A 24795-nucleotide genomic window follows, 5' to 3' on the forward strand; every position below is an offset into this window, starting at 1 on the left:
TGTCAGTGCCTCCGGAGCCGGTGACACCACCCCCCAGGCCATGCACTCGACAGGGGGATTCAGTCATGCCAGCTCCAGAGGCCGGGAGCCCCATTGCGGGGCCACGAAGAAGGTAATGGGGGGAGCGCGAACAGCGTTGCGGGGAAGGGGAGTTGGGAGCGTCGGCTGGAGCGCGCTGGGGCGCAGCCGGGCCGCCGCTGCGCGTGCTGGCTGCTGGGCGTGCATGACTGCGCGCGTGCCCGATCCGCTAGCCGTGCGCGGCGCGCGCCTGCCGGTGGGCCGCCATCCGTACGGGCGCGTTGGCCGCGCCGTCGCCGCGGTAGCCGCCCACGCGCTGCACCACCTCGAAGAAGACGCGCGAGCCGAGGAGGCCGGTGCAGAAGTGGAAGAACTCCCCGTGCTCGTCGCGGTCGTAGAGGATGTTCAACTCGCGCATGTCGCTGAGCAGTTGCGGGTCCGGCGCGTAGCGGGCGTCGAGGTCGTCGTAGTAGTTGCCGGTGATGGGCAGGAGCTCGAGGCCGCGGGCGCGGGACCGGCGTGCGGCGGCGAAGACGTCCCGCGCCGTGAAGGCGATGTGCTCGGGGTCCGGCACCGACGGCGCCCAGCCTCCGCGGCGCAGCAGCGCGCCGTGCATGGCGATCCGTACGCCGCCGGACGCGTTGCCGACGGTATGGCTGCGGACCAGGCCGAACGGTGCCGCGTACTCCGCGAAGTCCCGTTCACGCAGGTCCAGTACGGACTGATAGAAGGTCATCGACCCGGCGAACTGGTCGTTCGGCTGCGCGAGCGCGACGTGATCGATACGGGTGAGGCCGCCGGGCCCCGCGCCGGAGTCGGCAGCGGAGGGGCCCGGTCCGGGGTCGGCCGGTACGGCGCCGACGGGTACGGTCTCGCCCGGCGCGGCGTCGCTCGGCGCGGCGTCGACGCGTACGGCCTCGACCGGTACGAAGTCCGCGCGCCAGTCCGGACCGCTCGCGCCCTCGCCCGGGCAGAAGAACAGCTGGGTGCCGTCCGGGGCCGCCACCGCGGTGAGTTCGGCCTCCCCGGGACCGCGCCTGCGCGGCAGAGGCGTGGCGAGCAGCGTCTCTGCCCGTCGTGCGGACTGGCCGGGGTCGCGGCTCTCGACCGCGAGCGCGACGACCTCGGCACGGTCGGACGCCGACACGTCGGCCCCGGCTTCCGCCGAACCCGCTTCGCGGCTGCCCCCTTCGCCCGTACCGCCGGCTTCTCCCCGCGCCGCGCCCTCCAGGTTCAGTACGACGTCGCTGCCGCCCTGCTGCCACAGTTCGACGGGCTTGGAGCGGTGGCGTCCCGTACGTAGGAAGCCGAGCGCCGTCAGCGCCGCCGTGATCCGCGGTGCCGATTCCTCGTCTACGGCGAGTTCGACGAAGGCGTGGCCGAGGAGTTCGGGCGCGGGCGGCGGCGCGGTCGGCCGGATGCGGCGACGGCCACCGCCCCTGAGCGGCTCCCCCTCAAGCCCATGCCCGCGCCCCCGCATCTGCCCGTGCTCGCACCCGTCCCCGTTCCCGTGCTCATCCCCGTCCCCGTTGTCGCACCCGTCCCCGTACACGCGGCGGCACACCGCCTCTTCGAGAGCGACCAGCGACCGCATCGCGTCGAGCGCCGCGGGCCCCGGATCGGTCTGCCGGAAGACGTCGTTGAACACCTCCAGCGACAGCGGCCCGTCGTAGCCGGCGGCCAGCACCTGCGCGAGGAAGTCCGGCAGGTCGAAGGAGCCCTGGCCGGGGAAGAGCCGGTGGTGCCTGCTCCACTGGAGCACGTCCATGTCGAGCCGCGGCGCGTCGGCCAGTTGGAGAAAGAAGAGCTTGTCCGCGTCGACGGTGTCGATGCCCGTGGGCTCGGGGTCACGGGAGAGGACGTGGAAGCTGTCGAGGCAGAGCCCCAGGGCGGGATGGTCCGCCCGGCGCACGATCTGCCAAGAGTGCTCCCAGCTGTTGACGAAGCGCCCCCAGGCGAGGGCTTCGTAGGCGACGCGGATCCCGCGCGCTGAGGCCCTTTCGGCCAGTGCGCGCAGCTGGTGCGCGGCCAGGCCGTCGTCGTCCACGGCGTACGGGGAGAGCGTCGAGCACACGAGCATCGTGTCCGCGCCCAGCCGCTCCATGAGGTCGAACTTGCGCTCCGCGCGGCGCAGTCCGGCGGCGTGCAGCTCCTCCGGCACGGCCTCGAAGTCGCGGAAGGGCTGGTACAGGTCGACGGTCAGGCCGAGGTCCGCGCACAGGGACCGGACGCTCTCCGGTGACATCGCCGATACGACGAGGTCGTTCTCGAAGATCTCCACACCGTCGAATCCCGCCGAGGCGGCCGCGCGCAGCTTGTCCTCCAGCATCCCGGAGAGGCACACGGTCGCCACGCCCTTGCGGGCGCCCTCGCGGTCATGACGGCCGCGGTCGTCCTCGCGAACGTCCTTGTGCGCGGGGGCGGTTCGGCCGCCGGGCGGCGGGGACGACGGCGGGACCCGGGACGGGGACGGATCCGGGGACGGATCCGGGGACGGATCCGGGGACGGATCCGGGGACCTGTCCGGAGAGCGATCCGAGGAGGAGGGATTCACGTGTGGTGCTCCTTATGCCTGCGGCACCCCGAGCGGGATTGTTCGTATGCCGCACTGCCATGCACATAGTGCACGCTACGAGCGAGGGGCCGAGAGCGTCAATCCATGTGCGACTACGGCGGCCTCGCACCGGGACCCGTATGACACCGCCGGGATCCGGCCCAGTACCCTGTGCGTAATGCGCACAAGCGCGCGTGACCAGCCGATCAACGGCCCGCACACGGGCGGACGCCCGTACAGGGAGGTAGTGAGCTCTTGCCGGAGCCGTCCAACGAACCGAGCGAGGCAAGCGGGCGGAAGGAGCCGAGCGAGCCGGACAGCGGGAGCAGGACAAGCCACGGGAGCCACCGGAGCCACCGGAGCCACCGGAGCCACGGGAGCAACGCAGGCACCGGGAGCAACGGCAGCAAGGCCCGCGAGGAGTACGGGCCGCACTTCGTGCAGTCCGTCGCACGCGCCCTGTCGGTGATGCGTTCCTTCTCGGCGGACCGCAGGGCGCAGACCCTCACCGAGGTCGCGCGCGGGACCGGCCTGGACCGGGCGACCGCCCGCCGGCTGCTGCTCACCCTCGCCGATCTCGGCTATGTCACCAGCGACGGCCGCGCCTTCGAACTCACCCCGCGCACCCTCGAACTCGGCTATGCGTATCTCTCCAGCATGTCGCTGCCCGAGATCGCACAGCCGCATCTGACGTCGCTGGCCCGCGAACTCAACGAGACCGCGGCCCTCGCCGTGCTGGACGGCGACGAGATCGTCTATGTCGCCCTCGTGCAGAGCGCCCGGCTGATGGCCGTGAAGATCAGCATCGGCACCCGCTTCGACGCCTATACGACGTCGATGGGCCGGGTGCTGCTGGCGGGACTGCCGGAGGCCGAACTGGACGAGCGCTTCGGGCGGTTGAAGCTGGAGCGCAGAACCGACCACACGATCCGCAGCCCGCGGACCCTGCGCGACGAGATCGGCAAGGTGCGCGAGCAGGGCTGGTCGCTGGTGGACTCCGAGCTGGAGGAGGGGCTGCGGGGCGCGGCGGCGCCTGTGCGCGACCGCGCGGGCCGGGTGGTCGCAGCCGCGAACGTCTCCGTGCACACGGGGCGCACCACGCCCGAGCTGGTCGAGCGCGACTACGTGCCGATGATCCTCCGCACCGTACGGCTCATCGAGGCCGACCTGGTGGCCACGGTCACCCACTGACCGGAGACGGCCGTGCGCAGCGGCCGTACGGACGGACTGTGCGGACGGGCCGTGCGGACGGGCCGCAGGGACACGCCCCGCCGGCCCCGTACCGGCTCCGGTTACGTTTGTGCAGCAGCGCCCGGCGTCCAGGGACGACGCTGCGCCACCGCCCGGCCCGGAAGGACCCCACCATGACGGACCAGCACAGCCCGACTCCCCGCGCACGCGACATCGACATCGCCGTCTACGGCGCGACCGGCTTCGTCGGCACCCTCGTCGCACGCCACCTCGCCCGTTCCGCGCCCGAGGGCACGCGCGTCGCCCTGGCCGGACGCAGCGAGGAGAAGCTCTCGGCCGTACGCGCCACCCTGGGCGAACGCGCCGCCGGCTGGCCGCTGTTCGTCGCCGAGGCCACCGACCGCGACGCACTGGCGAAGCTGGCCGGATCCGCGCACGTGGTCGTCACCACCGTCGGCCCGTACGCGAAGTACGGCCGCGAACTGGTCGCCGCCTGCGCGCGCTCCGGCACCGACTACGTGGACCTGTGCGGCGAGGCCCTCTTCATCCGCGAGACCATCGACGCGCACCACGACACCGCCGCGGCCAACCGCGCCCGCATCGTGCACGCCTGCGGCTTCGACTCGATCCCCTCCGACGTCAACGTGCACGTGCTCCACGAGAAGGTGCGCGCCGACGGCAACGGCGAGCTAGCGGACACCATTTCGGTGCTCACCGCGGTCAGCGGCGGCGTCAGCGGCGGCACCATCGACTCGGTGCGGCAGCAGATCGACCTGATGAAGTCCGACCGCGACGCGCGCCGCCTCGCGGCGGACCCGTACACCCTCAGCCCCGACCGTGCCTCCGAGCCCGAACTCGGCCGTCAGGACGACCTGTTCATCTCCCGCGGCTCGACGGCGGGCACGCCGCTGCGGGGAGTCCTCGCGCCCTTCCCCATGGCCCCCTTCAACACCCGTGTCGTGCGCCGCAGCGCCGCGCTGCGCGGTCACGCCTACGGCACGCGCTTCCGCTATCGCGAGGCCATGCGCCTCGGGCCTCCGGTGCTCTCACCGCTGACGGCGGCGGGTACGGCCGGATTCATGGGCGCCCTGGTCACCGGGCTGGCGCTGCGTCCCACTCGTCCGCTGCTGGACAAGGTGCTGCCCGACCCGGGCGAGGGCCCCGACGCCGGTACGCGCGAGAGGGCCACTTCACCTTCGACACCTTCGCCGGGACCTCGACGGGCGCCCGCTACACCGCCCGCTTCAAGGCGAAGGGCGACCCCGGCTACAGCGCCACCGCCGTGATGCTGGGCGAATCCGCCCTCGCGCTCGTATGGAACAGGGACACCCTGCCGGAGACCGACGGCGGCGTGCTCACCCCGGCGACCGCACTTGGCGACGCGCTGGTGGAGCGGCTGCGGGCGACGGGGATGATGATCGCGGCCCGAGAGTACTGAGGGGGCGGTTCAGTCGACGACGGGGCTGCGCCGTTCCAGCCGCCGTACGTCACGCCAGACTCCGTGGTGCCGCCCCAGCCGTTCGCTGGTCCCCACGACTCGGAACCCCGCCCGCAGATGGAGGGCGATGCTCGCCTCGTTCTCGGGGAAGACGCCCGCCTGGATCGTCCAGATCCCCGCGGCCTCGGTGGACGCGATGAACGTGTCCAGCAGCGCACGTGCCACGCCCAGGCCGCGGGCCCCGGGGTGCACGTACACGGAGTGCTCGACCACACCCGCGTAGACGGGCCGGGCCGACACGGGGGACGCGGCGATCCAGCCGAGCACCCGCCCGGGCCCGGTACCGGAACCGTTCGCGGCGCCGCCGCCGGTCTCCCGGTGCACGGCCACGAATCGGTGTCCGGGCAGCTTGGCGGCGTCGAAGTCCTCCCAGGTGGGGGCGGTGGTCTCGAAGGTCGCGTCGCCCTCGTCGATCCCGGCCTGGTAGATCGCCAGGACCTCGTCCGCGTGTGCCGCCGTCAACTCCTCGACGACGACATGGGTTCCCGCGTGCGAGGACGGGGAGTTCGCGTGCGAGGTGTTCACGTCGCCCATCGAAGCAGGTACGGGCGGCCGGGCGGAACCTCGCCCACCAGGGACGGGCACGGGCGCCGAGCCGCCCGCCGCAACAGCGCGGCGGCGGCGGGCCGAAAGGGGGACGCCGGTCCCCGCGCCGTTTGACTCCCCGGCTCCCGGACAACGGGTGGACGAATCGGCCCGCGACCCCCGGAGGCAACGGTGCGCCTGCTCCTCGTTCATCCGAGTGCTCTCATGTACTCGGAGATCTTCCTGCGGCTCGAGCCCCTCGGCCTGGAACGCGTCGCGGGCGCCGCCCGGGACGCCGGGCACGACGTGCGCGTGATCGACCTCCAGGTCTCCAAGCACGCCGACCTGGAACGTACGACTGCCGAGTTCCGTCCCGAGGCGATCGGCTTCTCCCTCAACTACCTGGCCAACGTGCCCGAAGCGATCGACCTCGCACACCGCGCCAAGCAGATCGTGCCCGGCGCCCATGTCTTCTTCGGCGGGCACAGCGTCTCCTTCGTGGCCGAGGAGGTACTGGAGCAGGGAGAAGGCGCCGTCGACTCGGTAATCCGCGGCGAGGGCGAACCGGCAGTGGGCCCGCTGCTGGAAGGCCTGGCGCAGGGAGGCGTCGACGGCGTCCCCGGCATCGTCACCGCCGAGGGCCGCGGGCCGGGACCCCGGATGCTGCACAGCATCGACGCCCCTCGTCCCGCCAGGGATCTGCTCGCCCACCGCCGCCGCTACTTCATCGGCGAGCTCGATCCCTGCGCGTCCATCGAGTTCACCCGCGGCTGCCCCTGGGACTGCTCGTTCTGCTCCGCCTGGACGTTCTACGGACGCAGCTACCGCAAGGCTTCCCCGGAGGCGGCCGGCGAGGAGATGGCGAGCATCCGCGAGAGCAGCGTGTTCATCGTCGACGACGTGGCCTTCATCCGCCCCGAGCACGGCGACGCCATCGCCGCGGAGATCGAGCGCCGCCGCATCCGCAAGCGCTACTACCTGGAGACCCGCGCCGACGTCCTGCTGCGCCACCCCGAGGTCTTCGAGCGGTGGACGCGGCTGGGGCTTCAGTACATGTTCCTCGGGATGGAGGCCATCGACGCCGAGGGCCTGGACCTGTACCGCAAGCGCGTCAGCCCGGACGACAACTTCAAGGCCCTGGAGCTCGCCAGGAAGATGGGCATCAACGTGGCCATCAACCTGATCGTCGATCCCGGCTGGGACGAGGAACGCTTCCGGGTCGTAAGGGAGTTCGCCATGTCGGTGCCCGAGATCGTGCACCTCACGGTGATGACCCCGTACCCGGGCACCGAGGTGTGGCACACCGAGTCCCGGCGGCTGACGACCCGCGACTACCGGCTCTTCGACATCCAGCACGCGGTCGTGCCGACCGCCCTGCCGCTCGACGTCTTCTACCGCGAACTCGTCCGCACCCAGGCCGTGATCAACCGCAAGCACCTCGGTCTGCGCACCGCGTTCGGCGCGCTGCGCGTGCTGAGCGGCAACCTGCTGCGCGGCCAGACCAACTTCGCCCGCATGCTGTGGCGCTTCAACACCGTCTACAACCCACAGCGGCAGTTCACGGACCACTTCCGGCCCGTCCAGTACGAGCTGCCGCTGCCGCAGCGGCTGGACGTCGGCGACCGGCGCCGCCTGTACGTGCACGAGCGCAAGTCCTCCCACGGACGGGACGCGGCACCCGCCGAGTGAACTCCGGCCCCCGGACCCGGAGTTCCAGACCCCGGAGGTTCCAGGTCCCGGAGTTCCCGCCCCGGAAACACAACGGACACACTTGCAAGCAGGGCGCTTGCAAAAGTTAGCAATGCGAGGCATGGTTGAGCGCATGGCTTCCCTGAACGTCGGCAATGTGGGCGAGTTCCTGCGCGAGCAGCGGCGCAACGCCAAGCTCTCGCTGCGACAGCTCGCCGACGCCGCAGGGGTGTCCAACCCGTACCTCAGTCAGATCGAGCGCGGCCTGCGCAAGCCGAGCGCCGACATCCTCCAGCAGCTGGCCAGGGCGCTGCGGATCTCGGCCGAGACGCTGTACGTACAGGCCGGGATCCTCGACGAGCGTGAGCGGGACGACCTGTTGCAGGTCCCTGCCGCGATCCTCGCCGATTCCTCGATCAACGAGGGCCAGAAGCAGGCGCTGCTCCAGATCTACGAGTCCTTCCGCAAGGAGAACGCGGGATCCGCCGCCACCGCCAAGCAGTCCAAGGACGCCAAGCACGGCAACGACGCCGGGCACGCCCGGGCGGCACAGACAGCACAGGCGGCAGGAGCGGCAGCGGCCGACGGGGAGGACGAAGCCGACGCCGAGGCCTCAGAGCCCGACGCCCGATAGCAGCCAGTTCACAGGGAGAGACCTCTCATGCCGAGCACCGACGACATCCGCAACACCCTCACCGACCCCAAGCCGCTCTACTTCGCCGCCGGCGTCATCGACAAGATCCGCGAGGAGGCCCCGGAGCGCATCGCGGCCGTGCGCGCGACCGACCCGAAGGAAGTGCAGGCGCGCTTCACCAAGCAGGCCAAGGAGACGCAGGCGAAGGTCAGCGAGACCCTGGGCAGCATCGACACCGACATCAAGAAGCTGCGCGAGCAGGCGCAGCACCTGGCGCTCCAGGGCGTGGGCATCGCCGCCGAGTACGCGGTCAAGGCGCGTGAGGCCTACGACGAGCTGGCCGACCGCGGCCGCGGCGCCGTGAAGAACTGGCGCGGCGAGGACACCGGCGTCACCGAGGTGACCGTCGAGCGCGAGCCGGTCAAGGTCGCCGAGCCGCCGGCCGAGCCGCGTACCGGTGCGACCGGTGCGCAGAGCGCCACGAGGAAGGCGGCCCAGGGCTCCGCCGGTACGACCTCCGCCGCGGGGAAGACCGGCGCCGCCCGCAAGACCACGACGGCCAGGACCACGGCGGCGAGCACCGGCACCGCCAAGCCGGGAGCCGCGAAGACGGGCAACGCCAAGTCGAACGGCACCAAGGCGACCGGGACCAAGGCCAACGGCAGCGGGAAGACGCCTCCGAAGTCCGGTTCCTGAGCCGGCACCCGCCCGGCACGCACCTCGCCGGCGCGGCCCCTGCCGTCCGTACCCGTTCGCCGGGCCCGGGTTCCCGGCCCGGCGAACGGGTACGGTGGCATGACGAGCGGCGCCACAGCAGGCCGCCTGTCACCAGAACTCACGGAGACGACATGGCTGAGGGAGTCCAGAGCAATCTGCTGTTGCTCATCACGGTGGTCCTGCTCGCGATGGCGGTGTTCGCGTTCATCGACGGTGCGATGCGCCGTACCGACGCCTACCCGGCGGCCGGCAAGCAGACCAAGGTCTTCTGGCTGATCATTCTCGGCCTGACGATCCCCGTGAACTACTTCCAGATTCTGTTCCTGCAAATCGCGGGCCTGATCGCGACGATCGTCTACATCGTCGACGTACGCCCCGCGCTCAAGCAGGTCACGGGCGGCGGCCCGCGCTGGGGCGGCAGCAGCAGCGACGGTCCGTACGGTCCGTTCAACGGCCGCTGAGCGGTCACGCGCCCCGCCCGCCCACGCACTCGTACCGCACGGGCACCCGAGCCGCGCTGAGCGGCACCCACCGGGACCGGTCGGCGCGGAAAGCGCCGGTCAGCGCCGTCAGCGCCGGTCGAGCAGCAACACCGCCACGTCGTCGGTGAGTTCGCCGCCGTTCAGCCGCCGCACGTCCTCCATCGTCGCGTCCAGCAGCCGTTCGCCGTTCACGCCCTGCGCCATCAGTCCGGTCACGAGGTCGATCATCCCGTCCTGGCCCAGGCGCTGCCGGCCCTCGCCGACGTGCCCCTCGATGAGCCCATCGGTGTACATCAACAGGCTCCAGCGGCGGCCCAGTTCGACCTGGCGCCGGGGCCACCGCGCGTTCGGTACGACTCCGAGCGGCGGCCCGCTGTAGTCGTACGGCAGCAGCCGCGGCACCGAGCCGCCCGCACCCGCGACCAGCGGAGAGGGATGTCCCGCGAGGCAGACGCCCGCACGGCGTCCGTCGGGGTCGATGTCCACCGTGCAGAGTGTGGCGAAGATCTCGTCGCTGGCCCGTTCGTTGTCCAGCACCTTCTGTAGCGTCCCGAGCAGCTCGTCGCCGCACAGGCCCGCGAAGGTCAGCGCACGCCAGGCGATGCGCAGCTCAACGCCGAGCGCCGCCTCGTCGGGACCGTGGCCGCAGACGTCGCCGATCATCGCGTGGACCGTGCCGTCGGAGGTGCGCACCGTGTCGTAGAAGTCGCCGCCGAGCAGGGCGCGGGAGCGGCCGGGGCGGTAGCGGGCGGCGAAGTGGAGCTCGCTGCCGGACAGCAGCGGCGTGGGCAGCAGCCCGCGCTCCAGACGTGCGTTCTCCTGGGCGCGCAGCCGGGACTCGGTGAGCTGGCGCTGGGCGAGATCGGCACGCTTGCGCTCCACGGCGTAGCGGATGGCGCGGTTGAGCAGCCGCCCGTCGAGCTCGTCACGGAAGAGATAGTCCTGGGCCCCGACGCGTACGGCCTCGGCGGCGCGCTCGGCGTCGGCTCCGTCGGTGAGCGCGAGCACCGCGTGCCGGGGGGCCAGCCGCAGTACGTGGCGCAGGATCTCCAGTTCGCCGGTGGCCACGGAGCCGCCGGGCGCGGCCGCCGCTGCGTTGTCGCCTCCGGCGGGCGCCGCGCGCTCGGCGCCCGTGAGCGCCAGGTCCAGCAGGATGCACTGCACGTCGTCGGTGAGCAGCCGCTCGGCCTCGGTGAGGTTGCGGGCCGTACGTACCCTGATGCGCTCGGCCGAGGCGCCTCTGTGGGGGTCGCCCGGCAGATAGCCGCCCGCGGCGTCGAGTATCTCGGGCACGCTCCGGCCGCCGGCGAGGTTGTCCTCGATGACGAGGAGCGTCAGGGCGTCCTTCACGGCCGTCCCGGTCCGCTCGTGCGATCCGCTGCTCTGCGGGGGCACCGACGCGCGGGGCCGCGCGGACACAGGGTCCTCGCGTGGCACGCCTACGGGCATATGGGCTTCCTTCCCTCCCCCCGAGGGCACGGTCGTGAGCCAGCCGGCACACCACCAGGCCCGGTGCGGCGGCGCTGGTCCCGCGCGCCCGCACACGACCGGGCTTGTCCAGGGGACCCTAGCGCTCCCGCACGCGTGTACGGAATGGCTGTCGGCAATCCGCCACCGTCATATGCCTGAGGCCCGCCGCCGGTTCGCCCGCCTTTGCCCGGACCGGCACCGGACCCGCCGCGGAACGCACCGGACCCGCAACGGACCCGCAACGGAACGCAAGGGACCGGCCGCGCGGACCACCGCACCGACCGGCCCCGCGGAGCGGCCGCGCGGACTACCCGTCGGGACGCACGACGCCCTTGATGAGCAGCGACCCCGCTCCGGCGATGGTGATCTGGCGGCCCGTGCGGGGGGCGTGGACCATCTCGCCGTCGCCCACGTACATCGCCACGTGGCTCGCGTCGCTCTTGTAAATGATCAGGTCGCCGGGGCGCATCTTCCTGATCGGCACGTGCTTCAGGTGCTTCCACTGCTCCTGCGACGTGCGCGGGATCTCCTTGCCCGCCGCCTGCCAGGCCCGCAGCGTCAGCCCGGAGCAGTCGAACGTACGCGGACCCTCGGCGCCCCACTCGTAGTCCTTGCCGATCTGGTTCGTGGCGAAGGCGATGGCCTTCTTGCCGGCCTTCGAAGCCCTGCCGGAGATCTCGTCCAGGACCCCGGATTCGAGCCACTTCGACTGCCGCGCCCGCGCCGCCTCGTCCTCCAGCTTCAGCAGCCGGTCCAACTCCTTCTCGGCCAGCTGGGATTCGAGGTCCTCGGCCGTCTTGAGATCCTTCTCGATCTTCTTCTTCGCGGCGGCCTTGCGCTTCTTGTTCTCCTTCAGCTCGCGCAGCTTCTTCGAGGCCTCCGCGGCGTAGTCGTCGAGGCGGGACTCGGTCTTCGCGAGCGTGGTGATGACGCCCTTGGCCGCCTGCTGCCCCTTGCGCATGATCGTCGCGTCGCGCATGAACGCCTCGGGGCTGTCGCGCAGGATCAGATGGGCCTCGTCGGGCATTCCGCCCGCGCGGTACTGGGCACGGGCCAGCGCGCCCGCCGTCTTCGTGTACTTCCCGCGGGTCTCGCGCAGCGCGTCGATCTTCTCCGTGAGCTTGTCGACGGCCTTCTGCTGCTTCCCTGCGCGCTCCTGCGCCGCGTTGTACGCCTCCGTCGCCGACTCGGCGGCCTCATGGAGGTGGTCGATCCGCTTGGCGACCTCCTCCAAACTCTGCCGGCCGCCGCCCGGATCCGCCGGGCCCGCCGGGGCGGCGTACGCACTTCCCGCCGCGGGTCCCGCCAGCAGTCCCAGCGTGCAGGCCACCACCAGCAGCCTGCGCTTACCCGTCCCGCCCATCCCGCCCACGTGGCCCCCTCGCCGTAGTCCCGTCCGTCTCTTCGGGGTCTGTCCTGGGGATCTCGATCGCTTGTCGTCCGCGGCCTCACCCGACGTCGTCGTCACGCTGCGCGGCGTGCGCGCCGGGCCTGGTCGTCCGGCGTGCGCGCCCGTCGCGGTACGGCGCCTCACGGGTCACGGAAGGGCCGTCCGTCGCCGAACAGCCCCGTCCAATACGGTCTTCCACCGCCGGCTCCGGTCAACCGCCGCCGCTTCGACGGATGTTGCCACGCGTCCGTCGAATCCGACAGGGCGACGCCCGGTCCCCGACTGCCTTGCACGGCACCGGAATTGAAGCTTCCGCCCCCGTTTCCCGGTGCGCTTCCGCACGTCATCCGCGCCGTCACGCAGCCGGTCCGCACCCCTTCACAAAGCCCCGGAATCGGCTCGCGAACGCCTTGCAGCGGCCACGGCACCCGCCATGGGGCCGACCTCCGAGGTTCACCGCGCGTTCATTCGTCTTCGTGGGGCGCTTCACCTGATCTGTCTAATTTCGGCCTTACGGAGGGCGGACGTACGCGCTCCAGAAACCCACCGGCACAACACAACCAAGCCTTGCGCGCCGACCCCACCGGCGGGCTCCAGGAAGGAACCGAACGAAAGTGATGCTTCAGCGCACGAACCGGCTTCGCGCCCTCGCTCTCGGCGCCGTCGCGGTCTCCGGCGCCCTGGTACTCACCGCCTGCGGCTCGGACACCAACACCAGCAAGGACGCCCAGAAGGCCGCGGCGAAGATCAAGTGCGAGGGCAAGGGCAAGCTGCTCTCCTCCGGCTCCACGGCGCAGAAGAACGCCGTCGACGCATGGGTGAAGAACTACCAGACGGCCTGCAAGGAAACCCAGATCAACTACAAGGACATCGGCTCCGGCGGCGGCGTCCAGGAGTGGCTCCAGGGCACCACCTCCTTCGCCGGCTCCGACTCGGCGCTCAAGCCCGAAGAGGTCACGAAGTCCAAGAAGGTCTGCAAGAGCGGCCAGGGCATCAACCTGCCGATGGTCGGCGGCCCGGTCGCGATCTCGTACAACGTGCCCGGCGTCGACGACCTGGTCCTGGACGCGTCCACGACCGCCAAGATCTTCGACTCGAAGATCAAGAAGTGGAACGACCCCGCGATCAAGAAGCTGAACCCGAAGGCGAAGCTCCCGAGCACCGACATCCAGCCCTTCCACCGCTCCGACGAGTCGGGCACCACCCAGAACCTCGGCAAGTACCTGGGCACCGCGGCGAAGGACGACTGGAAGTACCCGGACGAGAAGTCCTGGCCCGCCAAGGGCGGACAGTCCGCTTCCGGTTCCGCCGGGATCGCGCAGCAGGTGAAGCAGACCGACGGAGCCATCGGCTACTTCGAGCTGTCCTACGCCTCCGCGAACAACCTCGACACCGTGAAGCTCGACACGGGCGCCAGCAAGCCCGTCGAGGCCACCACGGAGAACGCCTCCAAGGCCATCGAGGACGCCGAGGTCGCGGGCAAGGGCAAGGACCTCGCGCTCGACCTGAACTACGCCACCAAGACCGAGGGTGCCTACCCGCTGATGCTCGTGACGTACGAGATCTTGTGCGACAAGGGCAACAAGAAGAGCAGCCTCGACGCCACCAAGTCCTTCCTGACCTACACGGCCAGCAAGGACGGGCAGGGCGAACTGTCCAAGCTCGGCTACGCGCCGCTGCCGGACAAGATCGCCGAGAAGGTCCGCAGCACCATCCCGGAGCTCTCCTGATCACGGCTCCGGCCGGGGCCGCCCATACGACGGCCACGGTTCACGACGCGTGAACGGCCGGCCCGCACTCCGGGCCGGCCCCACGCCACGTCCCCCTCCAATTCAGATTCCGCATCAGCCCCCGAACCCCCATCCGACACCAGTTACCCATCCGGTGCACCGCCGCCAGGGGACACCTCCCCGACCAGACCGGAGACACCATGGACACCACCAGCACTTCTCAGAAGGCACCGCCGCCCACCGACCCCCCGGGCGGCACCCCCGCACCCGCCGCGACGGCCACCCCCATCAAGGGCAAGTCCGTACGCCCCGGCGACAAGGTATTCCGCGGCCTCTCCCGCGGCTCGGGCATCACACTGCTCGTGATCATGGCCGCGATAGCGGGCTTCCTCGCCTACCGCGCGTCCATCGCCGTATCCAAGGACTCGGTCAACTTCCTGACCGCCTTCGAGTGGAACCCGCAGGGCGACCCGCCCGCCTTCGGCATCGGCGTCCTCGCCTTCGGCACGATCGTCAGCTCGGTCATCGCGATGGTCATCGCCGTGCCGATCGCCGTCGGCATCGCCCTGTTCATCTCCCACTACGCGCCGCGCCGCATCGCCGGCCCGCTCGCCTACGTGATCGACCTGCTGGCCGCCGTGCCCTCGATCATCTACGGCCTCTGGGGCGCGCTCTTCCTCGTCCCGTACCTGGACGGGCTCACCCGCTGGCTGCACGAATTCCTCGGCTGGACAACGGTGTTCGAGATGTCGAACCCCGGCAGCCCGGCCCGCACGATCTTCACCGCGGGCATCCTGCTGGCGATCATGGTCCTGCCGATCATCACCAACGTCACCCGCGAAGTCTTCCTCCAGGCACCGAAGATGTACGAGGAGGCGGCCCTCGCCCTCGGCGCGACCCGCTGGGAGACCGTACGCACCTCGGTCCTCCCCTTCGGCCGCTCCGGCATCATCTCCGCGTCGATGCTCGGCCTCGGACGTGCGCTCGGCGAGACGATGGCCGTCGCCACCGTGCTCTCCCCCGGCTTCCTCTTCACCTGGCACATCCTCGACCCCGGCAGCGGCACCTTCGCGCAGAACATCGCCGCGAAGTTCAACGAGGCCGACGACTTCGGCCGTGACGCGCTGATCGCCTCCGGCCTCGTCCTCTTCGTCATCACCCTGCTCGTCAACGGCGCGGCCCGCTGGATCATCGGACGCCGCAAGGAGTACTCGGGGGCCAACGCATGAGCGACGCACGCACAACCACCCCGCCGCGCGCCGACGCGGCCCCCGCACCTCTGACTTGTGCGGGCGGAGAAGCGAGTGACAGGGACAGCGCATGAGCAATTCAGTCCTGGAAAAGCCGCAGGTCACCGACCCGCCGCCGTCGTCCGCGCCGCTCGCACGCCGCCGGCTGCCGCGCTGGTCCCCGATCGCCGTCGTCCTCGTCTCCGCGGGCCTCGGCATCGGCATCGGCAACGCCGCCGGCTGGCAGAGCCGCATCCAGTGGGGCCTGGCCGCCGCCCTCCTGTTCGTCGTCATCACCTACGCGGTGACCACCCTCGTCGAGGACCGCCGCCAGGCACGCGACCGCGTGGCCACGAGCGTCATCTGGGTCTGCTTCGTCCTCGCCGTCGTACCGCTGGTCTCTCTCGCGTGGACGACGATCAGCCGCGGGGCGAAGCTGCTGGACGGCTACTTCCTGACCCACTCCATGGGCGGCATGACCAACCTGGAGGAGGGCGGCGGCGTCTACCACGCGCTGCTCGGCACGCTTGAGCAGGTCGGCCTGGCCACCCTCATCTCCGCACCCGTCGGACTGCTCACCGCGGTCTACCTCGTGGAGTACGGCCGCGGACGGCTCGCCCGCGCCGTGACCTTCTTCGTCGACGTCATGACGGGCATTCCGTCCATCGTCGCGGGCCTGTTCGTCCTCGCGTTCTGGAACCTGGGGCTGGGCTTCGGCCCGTCCGGGTTCGCGGGCTCGATGGCCCTGGCGATCCTGATGATGCCGGTGGTGGTCCGCTCCACCGAGGAGATGCTCAAGCTCGTGCCGAACGAACTGCGCGAGGCGTCACTGGCGTTGGGCGTACCGAAGTGGCGCACGATCCTCAAGGTCGTGCTGCCCACGTCCATCGGCGGCATCGCCACCGGCGTGATGCTGGCCATCGCCCGCATCACCGGCGAGACCGCGCCCGTCATGCTGCTCGTGTTCGGCAACACGCTGATCAACCCGAACCCGTTCTCGGGCGCGCAGGAGTCCCTGCCGCTCTACGTCTGGAACCAGTACAAGCTCGGCAACGCGGCGAGTATCGACCGGGCCTGGGCCGGAGCGCTCACGCTCATCGCCTTCGTGATGCTGCTGAACCTGGTGGCACGCGGCGTCGCCCGCTGGAAGGCGCCCAAGACGGGGGGCCGTTGATGCCGCCCGCGCCCTCGGCACCGCGCACGCCGTCCCCGAACTCCTCGTACGCCCCGCACCCAGAAAGCGACTGACACCATGGCCAAGCGCATCGACGTCAGCGGCCTGACAGCCTTCTACGGTTCCCACCGGGCCATCGACGACATATCCATGAGCGTCGAGCCCCGCTCCGTCACGGCCTTCATCGGCCCCTCCGGCTGCGGCAAGTCCACCTTCCTGCGCACCCTCAACCGCATGCACGAGGTCACCCCCGGCGGCCGCGTCGACGGCAAGGTGATGCTGGACGACGAGGACCTGTACGGCTCGCAGGTCGACCCCGTCGCCGTACGCCGCACCATCGGCATGGTCTTCCAGCGCCCCAACCCCTTCCCGACGATGTCGATCTACGACAACGTCGCCGCGGGCCTCCGGCTCAACGGCCAGAAGAAGAAGCGGGACCTGGACGCGACCGTCGAGCGTTCCCTCAAGGGCGCCAACCTCTGGAACGAGGTCAAGGACCGCCTGAACAAGCCCGGTTCGGGCCTGTCCGGCGGGCAGCAGCAGCGGCTGTGCATCGCCCGCGCCATCGCCGTGCAGCCGCAGGTGCTGCTGATGGACGAGCCCTGCTCGGCCCTCGACCCCATCTCGACGCTGGCGATCGAGGACCTCATCGCGGAGCTGAAGGCGCAGTTCACGATCGTCATCGTCACCCACAACATGCAGCAGGCGGCGCGGGTTTCGGACCGTACGGCCTTCTTCAACCTCGCGGCGGTCGGCGAGCCCGGCAGGCTCGTCGAGATCGACGAGACCGAGCGGATCTTCTCCAACCCCTCGATCCAGGCCACGGAGGACTACATCTCCGGCCGCTTCGGCTGAGCCCGGTCACGCCCCCGTCGCACTGCGGGCTCGCTCGGTGCTCATGCCGAACTCGCCCCGGATCCAGCCCGATCGGGCCCCGGTCACGTCCGATCGCGGAACCGATCACGGACCCCGATCGCGGAACCGGCCGCCGGGCGGCGTCACGGCCGCCCGCTCACACTGCCTCGCGGTGCTGCATGGCGGTGCCACCGCAAGGCGGCGGGCCCGCCCCCGACACCACCGGGGGCGGGCCCAACTCCGCACGCCTGTACGCCTGTCTGCCGAACACCGCTCTCCCGCGGCCGTCAGCCGAAGCAGAGCAGCACGAGCCAATAGCAGACCGCAGCGACCGCGGCACCCGCCGGCATGGTGATGAACCAGCCGGCCACGATGTTCTTCGCCACTCCCCAACGCACGGCCGACACCCGCTTCGTCGCGCCGACACCCATGATCGCGGAGGTGATGACGTGCGTCGTCGAGATCGGCGCGTCGAAGATGAAGGAAGCCGAATACATCACCGACGACGCGGTCGTCTCAGCCGCGAACCCCTGCGACGGATCCACCTCGATGATGCGGCGGCCCAGCGTCCGCATGATGCGCCAGCCACCCGCGTACGTACCGAGCGACAGCGTGAGCGCACAGGAGATCTTCACCCACGTCGGGATGGAGTTGTCGTCGTGCAGATCCGCGATGGTGAGCGCCATCACGACCACACCCATCGTCTTCTGCGCGTCCTGGAGGCCGTGCCCGAGCGCCATGCTCGACGCCGAGACGGTCTGCGCCATGCGGAAACCCCGCTTCGCGCGGTGGGGGTTGGAGTTGCGGAACAGCCAGAGGATGACGCACATGGCCAGATAGCCGAGTACCAGCCCGATCAGGGGCGAGATGAACATCGGCAGTACGACCTTCTCGATCACCCCGGACCAGATCACTGTGATGCCGCCCGCCAGCGCCGCCCCCACCAGCCCGCCGAACAGCGCGTGGGACGAGGACGAGGGCAGGCCGAAGTACCAGGTGACCAGGTTCCAGACGATCGCCCCCGTCAAGCCCGAGAAGAGAATGGCCATCCCGCTCTGCCCGTGCGGGGTCTCGATGAGTCCCTTGCTGACGGTCTTGGCGACCCCGCTGCCCAGGAAGGCACCGGCGAGGTTCATCACAGCGGCCATCGACAGGGCGGCACGCGGCGTCAACGCACGGGTGGAGACAGCCGTGGCGATCGCGTTCGCCGAGTCGTGGAAACCGTTCGTGTACGTGAAGAAGAGCGCGACCCCGATGGTCACGACAAGAGCGAACGTGTCCACAGGTGGTCAGGACTCCTTGACCGCGATGGTCTCGACCGTGTTCGCCACGTGCTCGAAGGCGTCCGCGGCCTCTTCCAGCACGTCCACGACCTGCTTGAGCTTCATCACGTCCATCGCGTCGTACTTGCCGTTGAAGAGGTGCGCGAGCAGCTTGCGGTGGATCTGGTCCGCCTGGTTCTCAAGCCTGTTGACCTCGATCCAGTACTCGGTGAGGTTCTCCATCGTGCGCAGGTGCGGCATGGCCTCCGCGGTCAGTTCCGCGGCCCGCGCGAGCACCTCGATCTGCTGCTCGACGCCCTTGGGCAGATCCTCGATCTCGTAGAGGACGACGAGATCGACGGCCTCCTCCATGTAATCCATGATGTCGTCGAGCGAGGAGGCCAGTTTGTAGATGTCCTCCCGGTCGAAGGGCGTGATGAAGGAGGAGTTGAGCTGGTGGAAGATCGCGTGCGTGGCGTCGTCGCCCGCGTGTTCCGCCGCCCGCATGCGCTCGGCGATCTCGGCGCGAGCGGAGGACTCCGCCCCGAGCAGTTCCATGAGGAGCTTCGAGCCCGTGACGATGTTGTCCGCGGAGGCCGCGAACATGTCGTAGAAGCTCGTCTCCCTCGGGGTAAGACGAAAGCGCACTGGAGATCCTCGGAATGCATCGGAAACGGTCTGGCTGATGCTAAGCACATCATCCGGCCACGGCGAGGCGGCCTCAGACAGTGTCGCCCATAGCTGCTTGTGCCCTGAAGCACCCTCCCCGAATCCGGTAACATATACCCACGAGGGGTATATTCTTCGCGGCCTTCCAAGGCCTCACCAGGGCCTCGGCACCGCACATTTCAGCCACCGGCGCCCTTTCCCTGACACCCCTTCGCGAACGGCGCTTTCCGGGCGCCGCCTCGCCGGGCACCGCCCCGGGTTCGCGCCCGGAGGGACCCGCATCCGCAAGCGCTCACCGACCGACGGAGGACCCATGACGAGGGCCGGCGCCTCAGACCGTACGGACAACGCCGGTGCCGCCGGCGAGGACGGCACGCACCGCCGCCGGAACGACCACGGCGAACACGGCGAACACGGCGAACACGACGCCGACGACCGGTGCTCCGCGCACGCCGCCACCGGCCGGCACGGGTACAGCAAGGACAAGGACGCGCACCTCAAGCGCCTGCGCCGCATCGAGGGCCAGGTCCGTGGGTTGCAGCGCATGGTCGACGAGGACGTGTACTGCATCGACGTCCTCACTCAGGTCTCGGCCTCCACCAAGGCGCTCCAGTCCTTCGCGTTGCAGCTGCTGGAGGAGCACCTGCGCCACTGCGTCGCACACGCGGCACAGGAGGGCGGCGCGGAGATGGACGACAAGGTGGAGGAGGCCACGGCCGCCATAGCCCGGCTGCTGCGCACGTAGTCACGCACCGGGCGCCGCGCAGGCGCCACGAGACGCACGTCTCTCAGTGACGGTCCCCACAGGGCCCGGCCGTCAACTCCGCTGCCCCGACGCCTGCGTGGACCGCACGGCCTGCGCGGGTCTGGACGAGGAGGACGCGGAGCAGCGCGGCACCGGCCTCGGCAGCGACTGCCAGGCGGTCTCCTCCACATCACCGGGAACCGTGCCGAGCACCTCGTCGATCCTGGCGAGACTCAGCCGCTCCTCACCTGCCGCCTCCGCCGCGGAGGCGGCGATCATCAGCTCACCGCACAGCTCGATCTCGGCGAGGGCCACGTGATCCTGGACCACTGAAGCCCGCGGACGATGACCAGGCACACGCACCACCTCCTCCTGTATCCCCACAGTAGGTACGGGCGCACCCTCCGCACATGGCAATTCCGAACCATTTCGCACTCGTCACCGCAGCCGGAACGTGCTGTGCGAACCCGGTCCAAGTCGCCTAGAACGGCGCGATCTCTCCCGCATAGATGTCGTCAGGCTCGGGCATCACGACCTCCACGGGCACGCCGTATCCGTAGAACCACGTCGTCGACGCGACGGTGACTCCCTCACGGGCGGCACGACCGTCTCGGCCGCCACCACGGTCACCTCCGCCGCGACCCGAGCGGCCCGCATCGGCGCCGCCGGCAGACCCGGACCTCGTCCCGCCCGTGCCGCCCGGCCCGCCGCCCGCGAAGGTGAACTGGTGCCGAACCTTCCGGAGGCGCCCCTGCCCATCGATCCACGCGTCAAACGGGACGGTGTTCTCCGCGAATCCGCGGGCCGCCGCCGCCAGCTCGCCCCGGCGGCGCGGCGAGGTCTCGCGTGCGGCCGCGGTCAGCTCCGACGTGCCGTGATATCGCCGTACGACCGTGCCGCCCGCGGTCCTCGATGTGCCTGCGTACGTCACCTTCCGCGCGCCGCGCAGCAGTTCGGCGGCGCTCCCCGGGTCCGTGGCTCCGGCGCTGATCAGGTTCCCGTCGGCGATCGACCTCGTGTCCACGCGCACCCACTTCCCGGCGGGCACTCCCGCGCCCCGGTTCTTCATGAAGAGCGTGCCGGGGACGACGAGTTCGGTGACCGTGCGCCGCTCGCCGGGCCGCGCGCCCGAAGTGCCCTCCGGCAGCCGCACGACGAGCCTGCCCTCGCCCTTGCGGAAGTCGAAGCCGCCCTCGCCCTCGACGGCGATACGGGTGCCTCCGCTCGCCATCGCCATGGACGTACGGGCGTGCGACGTACCGGACTTCACCAGGACGCCGGCCGCCCTCCGTACGGCCTCCCGCGGATCCGGAGCCACCGGAGGGGAGAAACCGGAGGCCCCGGATGTGCCGTGTGCGCCGGAAGTGCCGGAAGTGCCGGAAGTACCGGATGTACGGGGGCGGTTGCGGTCGCTCGCAGCCGCGGTGCCGTCGTTCGTGCACCCGGCGAGGAGCAGCGAGGCCAGGGCGGCGAGCGTCCCGGCCGCGGCTGACCACGCGCGACGGCGCGCTCGCCTCGGGTATCGCGGCCCGGATGACGGTCCCCCCTGAGGGCACCTCCGGGCGGAGCCGGGGGGAGGAGCCGGGGAGCGCGCCCCCTGCCGCTGCGCCGCCATCGTCCCGCCCCCAACGTGCGTTCTCTCTCCGGGATTCGATCGCTTAACGACCGTCCGGGGCAGCCCGTCACGGTGCCGGATACGGTGGGCGGGTGCGACAGCGAACCGGGCACGACGAGAGCCAGGGCCGGGAGGAACACAGCACGACGGCCGTCGAACGGGGAGCATTCAGCCACGCACGGTGCTCGTGCGGCTGGACCGGGCCCGCGCGCAGGGCGAGGGAGACCTCGTGGGCCGACGCGACGGCGCACAGCGATTCGCCGTACGGGAGCGGAGAAGGCGGCGGGGACGGCGCCGACGCGGACAACGGCCGTGCCGGCTACGGCAGTACGCGTGAGGACCGCTGAATTCCGCTGAACCGAGCGGGCGATGAGGGGGACGGCGGGGGAGTTCCGGTCCGTCGCGGTCCGGCTCGGCCCCGGGTGCTATGCCGCCAGATCGCGGTCGTCACGGCTGGCTCGCCCGCGCGGCGGCGGCTGCACATCCGAACCGGAACCCGAAGCGGAGCCGGAGCCGGAGCCTGATGCCGAACCGGAGCCTGATGCCGAACCGGAAGCGGCGCCTTCGGCCGCCTCGTTCGCCTTCGCCACATCCGTGTCCATGTCCGCCGCCGTCTCCGCGTCCGCTTCACCGGGCTCTCCCGGCGACTCCGGCGCGCCGCCGCCGCGCGACCCGCGCCTCGGAGCACCGGCCCACACCAGTGAGCCCCCACGCGGCGAGTCCGCCAGCGAGCGCGCCGGCGGAGTCAGCACCCACATCGCGAACGGTGCCAGCAGCAGCGCCACCGCCGTCCCGAGCGCGAGGCCGCCGATCACGTCCGTCGGATAGTGAACTCCCATGTAGACACGGCTCGCTCCCGCCAGCACCGCGAGCGCGATCCCGGCCAGCCCGTACCGCCGGTGGACCATGAAGAGGCCGACCGCCAGGGCCATGGCCAGCGTCGAGTGGTCGCTGACGAAGGAGAAGTCGTTCTTGTCCTCGACGAGCACGTCGAGGCCCCTGTGTTCCAGAAAGGGACGAGGCCGCTCGACGAGTCCCCTGACCGGGATGTTCACCAGCAGGGCGATCCCCGCGGCCAGCGGCGCCCACATCAGACCCGCGAAGCCGACGACCGCCTCCTCGCGCCTCGCCCTGCGGCGTACGACCCGCCACCACGCGAGGATCAGGAGCAGTACGAGACCGGCGACGACGCCGTATTCGCCGACGTACCGCATGGTGTGGTCGACCCAGGTCGGGGCGGAGTCGGCCAGACCGTTGATCTCATAGAGCAGATCGACGTCCGGGTCGTCCCAAACTGCCATCGTGATGTGACCTCACTCTGCTCTGCCGTGCTCTGCCCATGGTCGCCTGCCGCTTTCGGCCCCCGTACCCCGTGATCCCCATGTCCCGTGGTTACACACACGGAACGGCGTTCCGCCGTGAAGAGTCCGTCCCAAGAGAACGCCAGGCGGTTCGCCGCCCGTTCCGGTCTTACCGAACGATCACCGGGACGTTATCGAAGGGTGATCGGTCTTCCCAGCTCAGAGAAGCGCCCCTCACGCTCCGTCCCGCAATGATTACACGTTTCTGCACATCCTCTTGGCCGCTCTGCCGGCTTGCACCCGCAGCACACTTGTCCGGTGCTGTGACGTCCCGTCACACCTTTCGGTTCACGCGTGGCACGTGTTCCGCGTCACCGTCACCGCGACGCGAGCGGGAGCGGGAGCGGGACGGCGGGCATCGGACCGGACAGGGCCGCCGCCGGCATGACGGCTCGTCACCGCGCCCGCCGGCCCGCGTCAACCCGTGGGCCTCGTCGCCCCGAAGTAGTTCGGTGTGTCGATGGGGTCGAAGCGGATCTTTGCCCCGGTGTAGGGCGCGTTGATCATGTGCCCGCCGCCGACGTAGATGCCCACGTGGTCGATGGAGCGCGAGTTGCCCAGGTCCGTGCCGAAGAACACCAGGTCGCCGGGGAGGAGTTCACCGCGTTTCGGATGCGGGCCGGTGTTCCACTGGTCGTTGGCGACGCGCGGCAGCTTCACACCCACGCTCTTGTACGCGGCCACGGTCAGGCCCGAGCAGTCGAACCGGCCGTTCTGCTCCGGCGTGCCGTTGCCGCCCCACAGATAGGGCGTGCCGAGCTTCTTCTGCGCGTAGTAGATGGCGCCCGCGCCCTGCCTCGACGGGTCGATCCGGCCCTTGGCGGAGGCGAAACTCTGCTCCATCTTCCGGATCGTCGACACGTAGTTCTTCGTCTCCCGGTACGGCGGCACACCCCCGTACTTGATGACCGCGTACGCGCCCGCGTTGTACGCCGCCAGCATGTTCTCCGCCTGGTCGCCCGGCGCGTCCTTCACATACGAGGCCAGCTTGCAGTCGTAGTTGGCCGCCGACGGGATCGCGTCCTTCGGGTCCCACACGTCGCGGTCGCCGTCGCCGTCGCCGTCGACGCTGTGCGCTGCCCAAGTCCCCGGAATGAACTGGGCGATGCCCTGCGCCTGCGCCCCGCTCTGCGCGTCCGCCTTCCAGCCGCTCTCCTGGTAGAGCTGCGCGGCCAGCAGCGCCGGATTCAGCGCCGGGCACAGCGCGCCCCACTTCTGCACCAGTCCCTGATACGCCGACGGGACGGCCCCCTTGGCGAGCCCCACGCCACCCCCGGCACCCAGGTGCGCAGCCGCCACATACGTACCGACGACGAGGAGAGCCATGAAGCCGGCTAACAGCCCCAGCCCTCCGCCGGCACCCAGCAGCCAGACTTTCCTGCGCCTCGCACCCTGCATCCGCACCACTCAACCATCCCCCATGCAGGCGTGGTTCACTGCCCTTCCCGTCGGACTCATGACAGAATCCGGGAGGCACGCCAAACACGGCGCGCCCGATCCTCACTCAAGCTTCATTCCCCAAGTGCACGATCAATCTCCGACAATGGGCGGTGAGTTCACCATGTTTCTAGCGGCCGACAAGGGCGATATCACCACCATCATCGGCGGAATCGCGCCCGACTGGGGTCCGTTCGGCTCGCTGGGCAACGAGGCCCGCGTGATGGTCGAGGTCGTGATGGCCGTGGCCATCCTCCTCTGCCTGGGCATCGCCATCTGGGGCGCGGCGAAGCAGCGCATCGGCGCTACCGCCCTGCGTGACACCTTCAGCGCCGAGCAGGGCAAGGGCCTCATCGTGGCCGGTCTGACGGGCGTCTTCATCATCGGATCGCTGGGCACGCTCTTCACCATCGTGTACGGAATGGCCGTCTAGCTGTATTGACCTGGTGCGTTGTTCACGCGGCTGATCGGTGGCTTGCCTCCGAGTGCGGTGTGGCAGCGGTGTTGGTTGTAGGTGTGGAGGAAGTCTGCCAGGGCTGCGGTGCGTTGG

Annotated in this window: 23 protein-coding genes and 2 pseudogenes; 14 read left to right on the forward strand and 11 right to left on the reverse strand. The window is 70.4% G+C overall.

Translation table 11 applies throughout. From position 1 onward, the window contains the following. Window positions 1–247 precede the first annotated feature (247 nt). Window positions 248–2347, reverse strand: coding sequence for a sugar phosphate isomerase/epimerase and 4-hydroxyphenylpyruvate domain-containing protein (locus HCC61_RS31380; RefSeq protein ID WP_169140975.1), 2100 nt, complete (start codon window positions 2345–2347; stop codon window positions 248–250). A gap of 480 nt (window positions 2348–2827) precedes the next feature. Here HCC61_RS31380 and HCC61_RS29795 point away from each other — a divergent pair, with 480 nt between their 5' ends. From HCC61_RS29795 to HCC61_RS31105, 3 genes are all read left to right on the forward strand, one after another. Further along, window positions 2828–3763: an IclR family transcriptional regulator C-terminal domain-containing protein gene (locus HCC61_RS29795; protein WP_240969419.1), complete on the forward strand. Its 936-nt coding sequence runs from the start codon at window positions 2828–2830 to the stop codon at window positions 3761–3763. A 173-nt stretch (window positions 3764–3936) separates the two neighbouring features. Continuing rightward, a complete protein-coding gene (locus HCC61_RS29800) occupies window positions 3937–5049 on the forward strand; it encodes a saccharopine dehydrogenase NADP-binding domain-containing protein (RefSeq protein ID WP_240969420.1) in 1113 nt (370 codons plus the stop codon). After that, window positions 5049–5201 carry a hypothetical protein gene (locus tag HCC61_RS31105; protein WP_240969421.1) on the forward strand — a complete coding sequence of 51 codons (153 nt, stop codon included), beginning with the start codon at window positions 5049–5051 and terminating at the stop codon, window positions 5199–5201. Before HCC61_RS29800 ends, HCC61_RS31105 begins: the two co-directional genes overlap by 1 nt. A 9-nt stretch (window positions 5202–5210) precedes the next feature. Here the strand turns inward: HCC61_RS31105 and HCC61_RS29805 are convergent, their stop codons facing one another. Beyond that, a complete protein-coding gene (locus tag HCC61_RS29805; RefSeq protein WP_240969423.1) occupies window positions 5211–5723 on the reverse strand; it encodes a GNAT family N-acetyltransferase in 513 nt (170 codons plus the stop codon). A gap of 255 nt (window positions 5724–5978) precedes the next feature. Here HCC61_RS29805 and hpnR point away from each other — a divergent pair, with 255 nt between their 5' ends. The 4 genes from hpnR to HCC61_RS29825 all read left to right on the forward strand — a co-directional run bounded on the left by hpnR (window position 5979) and on the right by HCC61_RS29825 (window position 9287). Further along, on the forward strand, window positions 5979–7475 hold the full coding sequence (gene hpnR / locus HCC61_RS29810) for a hopanoid C-3 methylase HpnR (RefSeq protein ID WP_169140949.1): 1497 nt from the start codon (window positions 5979–5981) through the stop codon (window positions 7473–7475). Window positions 7476–7608: 133 nt separating this feature from the next. Next, a complete protein-coding gene (locus tag HCC61_RS29815; protein ID WP_169140951.1) occupies window positions 7609–8109 on the forward strand; it encodes a helix-turn-helix transcriptional regulator in 501 nt (166 codons plus the stop codon). A gap of 27 nt (window positions 8110–8136) precedes the next feature. Beyond that, complete coding sequence (locus HCC61_RS29820; RefSeq protein WP_169140953.1) at window positions 8137–8805, forward strand: hypothetical protein; 669 nt, start codon at window positions 8137–8139, stop codon at window positions 8803–8805. A gap of 152 nt (window positions 8806–8957) precedes the next feature. Further along, window positions 8958–9287 carry a DUF2516 family protein gene (locus HCC61_RS29825; RefSeq protein WP_169140955.1) on the forward strand — a complete coding sequence of 110 codons (330 nt, stop codon included), beginning with the start codon at window positions 8958–8960 and terminating at the stop codon, window positions 9285–9287. Between the two features lie 108 nt (window positions 9288–9395). On the opposite strand, the gene HCC61_RS29830 is transcribed toward HCC61_RS29825, so the two are convergent. Next, complete coding sequence (locus HCC61_RS29830; protein ID WP_169140957.1) at window positions 9396–10757, reverse strand: response regulator; 1362 nt, start codon at window positions 10755–10757, stop codon at window positions 9396–9398. Window positions 10758–11085: 328 nt separating this feature from the next. After that, the gene (locus HCC61_RS29835) at window positions 11086–12141 is read right to left on the reverse strand and encodes a C40 family peptidase (RefSeq protein ID WP_169140979.1); all 1056 of its coding nucleotides are present in this window, start codon (window positions 12139–12141) and stop codon (window positions 11086–11088) included. A gap of 641 nt (window positions 12142–12782) precedes the next feature. Here HCC61_RS29835 and pstS point away from each other — a divergent pair. The 4 genes from pstS to pstB all read left to right on the forward strand — a co-directional run bounded on the left by pstS (window position 12783) and on the right by pstB (window position 17156). After that, complete coding sequence (gene pstS, locus HCC61_RS29840) at window positions 12783–13898, forward strand: phosphate ABC transporter substrate-binding protein PstS (protein ID WP_169140959.1); 1116 nt, start codon at window positions 12783–12785, stop codon at window positions 13896–13898. A gap of 200 nt (window positions 13899–14098) precedes the next feature. Further along, window positions 14099–15127, forward strand: a complete 1029-nt coding sequence (gene pstC, locus HCC61_RS29845; RefSeq protein ID WP_169140961.1) for a phosphate ABC transporter permease subunit PstC — start codon at window positions 14099–14101, stop codon at window positions 15125–15127. Window positions 15128–15218: 91 nt separating this feature from the next. After that, window positions 15219–16301: a phosphate ABC transporter permease PstA gene (gene pstA / locus HCC61_RS29850; RefSeq protein ID WP_169140963.1), complete on the forward strand. Its 1083-nt coding sequence runs from the start codon at window positions 15219–15221 to the stop codon at window positions 16299–16301. Window positions 16302–16379: 78 nt separating this feature from the next. Next, entirely contained in the window at window positions 16380–17156 is a 777-nt protein-coding gene (gene pstB / locus HCC61_RS29855) for a phosphate ABC transporter ATP-binding protein PstB (RefSeq protein WP_169140965.1), read from the forward strand. A 287-nt stretch (window positions 17157–17443) separates the two neighbouring features. Here the strand turns inward: pstB and HCC61_RS29860 are convergent, their stop codons facing one another. Then, window positions 17444–18439 (reverse strand): inorganic phosphate transporter, encoded by a 996-nt coding sequence (locus tag HCC61_RS29860; protein WP_169140967.1) that lies wholly within the window; start codon window positions 18437–18439, stop codon window positions 17444–17446. A 6-nt stretch (window positions 18440–18445) separates the two neighbouring features. Continuing rightward, window positions 18446–19066 (reverse strand): DUF47 family protein, encoded by a 621-nt coding sequence (locus HCC61_RS29865; protein ID WP_169140969.1) that lies wholly within the window; start codon window positions 19064–19066, stop codon window positions 18446–18448. Window positions 19067–19400: 334 nt separating this feature from the next. Between HCC61_RS29865 and HCC61_RS31110 the strand changes: the two genes are divergently transcribed. Then, window positions 19401–19832 (forward strand): metal-sensitive transcriptional regulator, encoded by a 432-nt coding sequence (locus tag HCC61_RS31110; RefSeq protein WP_240969422.1) that lies wholly within the window; start codon window positions 19401–19403, stop codon window positions 19830–19832. Between the two features lie 72 nt (window positions 19833–19904). Here the strand turns inward: HCC61_RS31110 and HCC61_RS29875 are convergent, their stop codons facing one another. Continuing rightward, entirely contained in the window at window positions 19905–20162 is a 258-nt protein-coding gene (locus tag HCC61_RS29875) for a hypothetical protein (RefSeq protein WP_169140943.1), read from the reverse strand. A 151-nt stretch (window positions 20163–20313) separates the two neighbouring features. After that, the gene (locus HCC61_RS29880) at window positions 20314–21150 is read right to left on the reverse strand and encodes a hypothetical protein (RefSeq protein WP_169140971.1); all 837 of its coding nucleotides are present in this window, start codon (window positions 21148–21150) and stop codon (window positions 20314–20316) included. 389 nt (window positions 21151–21539) lie between these two features. Between HCC61_RS29880 and HCC61_RS29885 the strand changes: the two genes are divergently transcribed. After that, complete coding sequence (locus tag HCC61_RS29885; RefSeq protein ID WP_169140945.1) at window positions 21540–21794, forward strand: hypothetical protein; 255 nt, start codon at window positions 21540–21542, stop codon at window positions 21792–21794. 348 nt (window positions 21795–22142) lie between these two features. Here the strand turns inward: HCC61_RS29885 and HCC61_RS29890 are convergent. Next, window positions 22143–22748, reverse strand: a pseudogene (locus HCC61_RS29890) (phosphatase PAP2 family protein); the annotation flags it as partial. 477 nt (window positions 22749–23225) lie between these two features. Next, window positions 23226–24206, reverse strand: coding sequence for a bifunctional lytic transglycosylase/C40 family peptidase (locus HCC61_RS29895; protein WP_169140981.1), 981 nt, complete (start codon window positions 24204–24206; stop codon window positions 23226–23228). A 163-nt stretch (window positions 24207–24369) separates the two neighbouring features. Here HCC61_RS29895 and HCC61_RS29900 point away from each other — a divergent pair, with 163 nt between their 5' ends. Next, window positions 24370–24678 carry a hypothetical protein gene (locus HCC61_RS29900; protein ID WP_070019030.1) on the forward strand — a complete coding sequence of 103 codons (309 nt, stop codon included), beginning with the start codon at window positions 24370–24372 and terminating at the stop codon, window positions 24676–24678. On the opposite strand, the pseudogene HCC61_RS29905 reads toward HCC61_RS29900, so the two are convergent. Beyond that, window positions 24675–24795: pseudogene (locus HCC61_RS29905) on the reverse strand (IS481 family transposase); the annotation flags it as partial. The gene HCC61_RS29900 and the pseudogene HCC61_RS29905 overlap by 4 nt on opposite strands.

Source organism: Streptomyces sp. HNM0575 (assembly GCF_012726265.1).
Lineage (GTDB): Bacteria > Actinomycetota > Actinomycetes > Streptomycetales > Streptomycetaceae > Streptomyces.